We start from the raw sequence: 6,980 nt of genomic DNA on the forward strand, positions 1-6,980 counted from the left end.
GGACTTAAAAATTTTGCCCATACCAGCACAGAGGGCCTGGGTCGCCCGACCCAGGCACAACGGCGGCGGCATAGCTGTCCGTTCCCCCCTGTGACACCCCTTCAGGAAAGAAAACTCCACAGAACCCCGGCTGCAATGGCAGAACCGATCACCCCTGAAATATTGGGGGCCATGGCATGCATGAGAAGGAAATTTCCCGGATCTTCCTTCTGGGCCACGATATGGGCCACACGGGCCGAGTCCGGCACTGCGGAAACCCCAGCCGCTCCGATCAGGGGGTTGATCTTGCTTTTCATGAAAAGGTTCATGAATTTCGCAAAGAGAAGGCCGCAGGCCGTGGCCACGGCAAAGCTTGCCGCACCCAGCACAAAAATCCCGATGCTTTTGGCATTGAGAAAGACATCTCCCTGGGTGCTGGCCCCGACGGTCACCCCCAGAAGGATGGTCACGGTGTCAATGACAACGGTACGGGCCGCAACGGCCAGACGGTCCGTCACAACCGCTTCCTTCAGGAGATTTCCGAGAAAGAGCATACCAAGAAGGGGCAGGGCCGCAGGGGCGATAAAGCAGCACATGAGAAGTCCCAGAATGGGAAAGAGGATCTTTTCCCGTGGGGAGACCTTACGGGATTCCTCCATGCGGATGCAGCGTTCCTTTTTCGTGGTGAGAAGCTTCATGATGGGCGGCTGGATCACGGGAACAAGGGCCATGTAAGAGTACGCGGCAATGGCGATGGGGCCGATCAGGTCTGGAGCCAGCTTGGAGGTGAGGAAGATGGCGGTGGGCCCGTCCGCGCCGCCGATGATGCCGATACTGGCCGCCTCAAAGGGAGAAAAGCCTAAGGCCAGAGCACCGAGAAAGGTCAGAAAAATCCCCGCCTGGGCCGCAGCTCCCAGCAGCATGAGGGAGGGTCTTGCCAGAAGGGTGGAAAAATCCGTCATGGCACCGATGCCGAGAAAAATCAGGGGCGGATAAACCCCCTGGGTCACCCCCATATACAGGTAACCCAGAACGGAACCTTCCTCGTAGATGCTTAAACCAAGCCCATGAAAGACCGGGATATTGCCCATGAGCACCCCGAAACCGATGGGCACCAGCAGCAGGGGTTCATAGTGCTTGGCGATCCCCAGATAGATGAAGATCAGCCCCACACAGATCATGATGAGATGACGGAAATCCGCGAGATAAAAACCCGTATTGGTTAAAAAATCCAGCAGCAGCGGGATCATGTCTCTTCTTTCGTGGTCAGGCGGTTGGTGTTGATGGTTTAAGGGGTGCGCCTCCATCGGTGATGCGCCTGAAGGCTTCATCGCTCCAGGTGTAAAAGCCCTCCCCGTCGGCCTGAAGCACCCCGGCCCTCAGAAGATCCGCCAGCACCGCATGGCAGCGGAAAACCCCCCTTTTTTCCGCAAGGCCCAGCAGCCGGGGAAGGGAGAGGGGAAGGGGAAGGCTTTCCCGGAGCAGGTTGTACTGAAGATAGGCAGGCCGGAACTCCGGAGTTCCCGTAAAGGGAAGGGAATCAGGCAAGGCCCTCGCTTTTTTGTACAGTTTTACGGCAAGGGCCTTTTTGTCCTTTGCCAAAAAGGACGTTCGCCTTTCAAAAAAAGCAAGCATCCGGTGCAGCCGTGAAATGCTGAAAGCCAGAAGGCTTAAGCCCGTAAACACGATGGACATACCGAGCAAAACGATTTCCCAACCATTGTGCCGTGCAATGGCGGCCAGTCCGTAGTCGGCCATCAGAAATCCTCCTCTTCAAGACAGATGCCGTCGCTGTCTTTCTGCTTCCGCCTCTGCTTCAGGTAGGCCTGGATGCTGCGCTGGATGCGATCTCCGAAACGGGGATGCTCCTCCAGCATCCGGTTGCGGTTTACCCGGTACAGAGCCATGAGAGAACCGTCCGTCAGGGCTGTGGCCCTTGCCGTGTACCGGCCCTGATTGAGCATGGCGTTCATGCCGATGATCTGACCACTGCCGTGCAGGGAAAAGGCGCTGCCATCGGGAAAGGCCAGAAGATAGTCGCCGGAAATGCTGATGTAGAGGGTTTCCGCAGAAAGTCCCCAGTCGAAAAGCAGCTCCCCTTCCCTTACCCTTGCCATCTGCATGTAGGCCGCAAGAATTTCCAGGGATTCGGACCGCACTTCCCGGAGAAGGGGCAGGTTTTTCAGTATACGCACCATGGTTTCAGGTAAAGGACTCATCCCACATGCCCCCTCATCCGATGCGGCAGAGTACCGCATCCTTGGCCACGGAATCGCCGCTTCTCACGGGAAGGCTTAAAATCACGCCGGAAACCGGAGCCGCCAGGGCGTTTTCCATTTTCATGGCCTCCAGAATCACCACCGTTTCTCCGGCCTTGACTTTATCCCCTTCCTTTTTGCGGAAGGAGACCACCATGCCCGGCATGGGCGCAAGCAGAGGCGTTCCCTCCTCCCCATCGAGAACCGAAGGGGGAGACTTGCGGACAGGGGGCGTTTCCCGCACCGGCAAAGGAGATGCTGGGGCAGCGGGACGTGCCGTCGTCCTTTCCCCGGCAGGAGGCGTCAGGGGAAAGGCATGGCGGATCACGGGGGCACCGCCCACCTCGTCCACGCCCACCTCGTAGTAGGTGTCATCCACAAAAACGTTGAAGGTGCGGATATAGGGGCTTTTCTCCGGAACATCCTCCCCTTCGCTTCCCCGGTGCTCGCCCGCCAGAATGCGGAGCATACGCTCCCGGATCTTCAACGCCTCTTCCAGAGTCCGCTGCCGTGTAAACTCAGGGGCGGTCTCCTTTCCGTACTTCCAGCGGAGAAAACGCTTGCCCGTGGTGGGAAAAAGGGCGCAGAGCAGTTCATCCTCAATATCCGCCGCAAGCCCCCGCAGCTCCTCCCGTACCCGGGGAAGCTCGGGTTCCAGAACAGCACCGGGGCGCTCCTTCATGGGCCGTTTTGCCCCAGGATGGCCTTCCAGGGCCTTTTTGCGGAGAGCCGCATCCAGAGATCCGGGAGGCTCGCCATACAGCCCTGCACAGAAATCCCGCACCTCCGCAGACAACATGCGGTAGGATTCGCTCTCCGTGTCAAAGAGCACATTGTTCACCGCCTGGGTACCGAAAATACGGCTCAGGGGCCTCACCAGAGGGGGAAAGCCCAAATCCCGGCGCACCCGCTTCAGTTCTTCAAAGACCGCATCCAGACGGTTTTCCGCGTCCATCTCCTTAAGCTGACGCTTCAGTTCCGCCTCCATGCCGCCGGGAATGCCCTGCATCAGGGCCGTGGTATCCATGGGCGTGGTACTGCCACCATAAAAATGCCAGTATTTGGGAAGGATTTCCTCTTCACTGAGCCGGTTTAAGGCGGAAAGGGCTTCAAGGGAAAGGCCTGTGTCCCGGACACTGCCTTTCAGGGCTGTGACCAGAGGTTCCACAGGTGGATGGCTGGTGCGCATGGCAAAGGGCGCGAGACAGGTATCCACCCCGTCCACCCCGGCTTCCACGGCGGCAAAAAGGGAAAGCCCGCCAAGGCCTGTGGTGGCATGGGCATGAAGATGCAGGGGCAGAGAAATTTCCGCCTTCAGGGCCGTCACCAGGCTGCGGGCCGCATCCGGCGTGAGGATGCCCGCCGTATCCTTGAGGAGAAGGGAGTGGGCTCCGAGCTTCTGAAGCTCCCTGGCTTTTTCGAGAAAATACGCCTGGGTGTAGAGGGATTCAGGCTCAGGGCCTGCCACCGTCCGGCTGTAGCAGATACAGCCCTGAAAGTGCCCTCCCGCCTGCACCACGCTTTTTCCCGCCACTTCCAGGTTGCGCAGGTCGTTTAAGGGATCAAAGAGCCGGAAAACCCGGATGCCGTTGGCCGCACTGCGCTCCACAAAGGCCCGCACCACGTCATCGCTGTAACAGCGGTAGCCCACCAGCTGCTGGCCCCGGAGCATGCAGGCCATGGGCGTTTTCTGAAAAAAGCGGCGCAGGCTGCGGATACGCTCCCAGGGATCTTCGTTAAGCTCCCTGTGCATCACATCAAAGCTGGCCCCGCCCCAGACCTCCACGGCCCAGAACCCCAGATCGTCCATGGGGGCTGCCATGCGCACCATATCCGCTGTCCGGCCCCGGCCCGCAAACAGGCACTGAAAGCCGTCCCTCAGACTCACATCACAAAGCATCAGGGGCTTTGCATCCATTCCCGTTTCCATAGCTCTCCTCAAACCATAGGATTCAGCGTCCTCTGCCCATGGGCAGGCCCGCGTTTTGAGATCCGTATTTTATGATTTCCGCTGCATCCACTGAGCCGCCTGCATCTGATCCATGCGGCCCGCCGTACTCCAGAGGTTTCTGGGCGGCTCTCCCGCCGAACGCTGGGGGCTGGCTCCCAGACGGCGGAGTGCCGCCGCCTCCCCGTCCCGGATGCAGGCCATCACCGCAGCCATGGCCGCCGCCATTTTCTTCTGTTCTTCCATCATGGCTGAGTTTCCTTTAAAGGGGGATGTTTCCGTGTTTTCTCGGAGGTTTCTGCACCCGCTTGGTACCCAGGGCTTCGAGAGCCGCAATGATGCGGGGGCGGGTTTCCGAAGGCTGGATCACCGCATCCACATAGCCTCTGGACGCGGCAATATAGGGGTTGGAGAAAAGGGCCTCGTAGGCTTCCTTTTTTTCCCTGCGGGTTTTGGCGGGATCCGGCGCTTCCTTGATTTCCCTGCGGTGGATGATGTTGGTGGCCCCTTCGGCCCCCATCACGGCAATCTCCGCCGTAGGCCAGGCAAAGACCATGTCTGCCCCCAGATGCTTGGAGCTCATGGCGATGTAGGCCCCGCCATAGGCCTTGCGGGTGATGAGCAGGATCTTGGGCACCGTGGCCTCCACATAACTCCAGAGGAGTTTGGCCCCGTGGCGGATGATGCCGCCCCACTCCTGACTGCTGCCCGGCAGAAAACCCGGCACGTCCGCAAGGGTAAGGAGGGGAATGTTGAAGGCATCGCAGAAACGGATGAACCGGGCTGCCTTGTCCGAGGCATCAATGTCGAGACAGCCCGCCATCACAGCAGGCTGATTGGCGATGACCCCTGTGGTTCTGCCGTTCATGCGCACAAAACCGGTCACGATGTTGGGGGCAAAGAGGGCCTGGGTTTCAAAAATCTTTCCGCCGTCCGCCAGCATTCCGATGAGGGTGCGCACGTCATAGGCGGCATTGGGGGCATCGGGGATGAGGCTGTCCAGGGCGGGTTCCACCCGGAAAGGGTCGTCTCCCAGATCTTTAACCGGCGGATCTTCCATGTTGTTGGCCGGAAGAAAGGCGAGAAGTTCGCGGATGCCCTCAATGGCGGCCATGTCCGAATCCACGGCAAAATGGGCCACTCCGCTTTTCACCGCATGGGTCATGGCCCCGCCAAGGCTTTCAAAATCAATGACCTCTCCGGTGACGGAGCGGATCACGTCCGGGCCTGTGATGAACATGTAGCTGGAATCTTTCACCATGAAAACCCAGTCCATCATGCCCGGAGAATAGACCGCCCCTCCGGCGGTGGGGCCCATGATGGCACAGATCTGAGGGATCACTCCGGAAGCGTCGGCATTGCGGGTGAAAATCTCCCCAAAGCCCGCCAGGGCATCCACCCCTTCCTGAATCCGCGCTCCGCCGGAATCATTCATACCCACCACGGGAGCTCCTGCCCTTAGGGCCAGATCCTGCACCTTGGTGATTTTTTTCGCGTGCATTTCCCCAAGACTGCCGCCCCTTGCCGTGAAATCCTGGGCATAGGCAAACACCGGACGGCCTTCCACCAGCCCATGGCCCGTAATCACGCCGTCTGCGGGAACGAATTCCTTGTCCATGCCAAAATGGGTACAGCGGTGGGTGACCAGGGCATCCAGTTCCTGAAAGGTACCGGGATCAAACAGGTGGAAAAGCCTTTCCCGGGCCGTGAGCTTGCCCTTTTCCTGATGCTTGCGTACCGCATCCTCCCCCCCCATTTTCAGGACTTCATTTTCCCGGAGCCTCAGCTCCCGCAGTTTTTCAACGGTACGGCTCATGTCTTTTCTCCCGTTTTCCGCAAAAGGCTTGAAACGCCTCCATGACCAAAGCTTCTCTTCAGAATTCCCCTGCACCGGGACACAGCGCTCCCAAGCGCCTATCCTTAGCATGGGAGGGCCTCCCTATCCACCGGGATTTCTCAGGGCCTTGTTCCTTTCAGGGCAAAGGAACCGGAACAGGGCCAAAAGCAGGATATGTGCCAGAGTTAAAAGAGCTGGGAGCCGAAAGCCGGACACAGGCCATGGGAAAAAGGGATAAACGCCTCAAAACGATGGGGCATTCTCTCCTTCTTCCCCAAAGACCGGGAGCTGACCGGGTGGTCTGTTTTTTTAAAGCTCCTATACATGAAATGCACAATGACAAACCTTCCATGTCCATTCTTCCATCCGCAGACAAGATTCCGGATCAGCCCTGATGACAGAAAGCCCCCCCTCATCAAGCCATATCAACAGCCATGCAGGGCCACTTGGCGTCCTCATGCTTACGGGGCTTTTCGGGCTGCTTCCCCTGCTTTTTGTAAGGGAAAACTGAAAAAACGATTTCATGAAAAAAGATGGTCTAAGAGAAACCTTTTCCTTCAGATCCTGCGGTTACCTTGGCGTAGCGGTGGTAGTGCAGAACCGTACAAACCTGATCCATAAGCATGAGATTCGGGACAGGTCTGAAATTCGTCCCTTTTTCGTAACTACTCCAAAAGTCCGGGCAGCATGAATAGAAACAGAGAAACAGGTTCAGCGAGGGATCGAGTCAGCGACAAGGCGTGGCAGACAGGAGATGGCTCCAAGGTCATGGATCCGATCATAGAGGAAATCCCAGAAAGAGAGGCCATGTTTCTGGCAGGTTTTCTTGAGGCTGAGAAATGTATCCCGACACTGGCGGCCTAAATCGCTCCGGGTCGTACCGCTGATTTTTCTTCTTTTGACATATTCCCTGATATCCCTCTCGCTGAGATTGTTGTGAAGAGGGAGGACTGGAAAC

6 protein-coding genes and 1 pseudogene are annotated in these 6,980 nt (G+C 58.1%); all 7 read right to left on the reverse strand.

From position 1 onward, the window contains the following. Positions 1 to 101 precede the first annotated feature (101 nt). Positions 102 to 1,229, reverse strand: coding sequence for a sodium ion-translocating decarboxylase subunit beta (locus tag BR04_RS11600; RefSeq protein WP_496356180.1), 1,128 nt, complete (start codon positions 1,227 to 1,229; stop codon positions 102 to 104). 16 nt (positions 1,230 to 1,245) lie between these two features. Next, the gene (locus tag BR04_RS11605; RefSeq protein ID WP_496356181.1) at positions 1,246 to 1,737 is read right to left on the reverse strand and encodes an OadG family protein; all 492 of its coding nucleotides are present in this window, start codon (positions 1,735 to 1,737) and stop codon (positions 1,246 to 1,248) included. Next, on the reverse strand, positions 1,737 to 2,198 hold the full coding sequence (locus BR04_RS11610; protein WP_496356182.1) for a cyclic nucleotide-binding domain-containing protein: 462 nt from the start codon (positions 2,196 to 2,198) through the stop codon (positions 1,737 to 1,739). The genes BR04_RS11605 and BR04_RS11610 overlap by 1 nt, the downstream gene beginning before the upstream one ends. A 13-nt stretch (positions 2,199 to 2,211) precedes the next feature. Next, entirely contained in the window at positions 2,212 to 4,167 is a 1,956-nt protein-coding gene (locus tag BR04_RS11615) for a pyruvate carboxylase subunit B (protein ID WP_496356183.1), read from the reverse strand. Between the two features lie 69 nt (positions 4,168 to 4,236). Then, a complete protein-coding gene (locus BR04_RS11620; RefSeq protein ID WP_496356184.1) occupies positions 4,237 to 4,434 on the reverse strand; it encodes a hypothetical protein in 198 nt (65 codons plus the stop codon). Between the two features lie 13 nt (positions 4,435 to 4,447). Beyond that, positions 4,448 to 6,001 carry an acyl-CoA carboxylase subunit beta gene (locus BR04_RS11625; protein ID WP_496356185.1) on the reverse strand — a complete coding sequence of 518 codons (1,554 nt, stop codon included), beginning with the start codon at positions 5,999 to 6,001 and terminating at the stop codon, positions 4,448 to 4,450. 732 nt (positions 6,002 to 6,733) lie between these two features. Continuing rightward, positions 6,734 to 6,980 (reverse strand): annotated as a pseudogene (locus tag BR04_RS11630) (IS66 family transposase); the annotation flags it as partial.

The sequence above is a fragment of the Desulfobotulus sapovorans DSM 2055 genome (assembly GCF_059569355.1).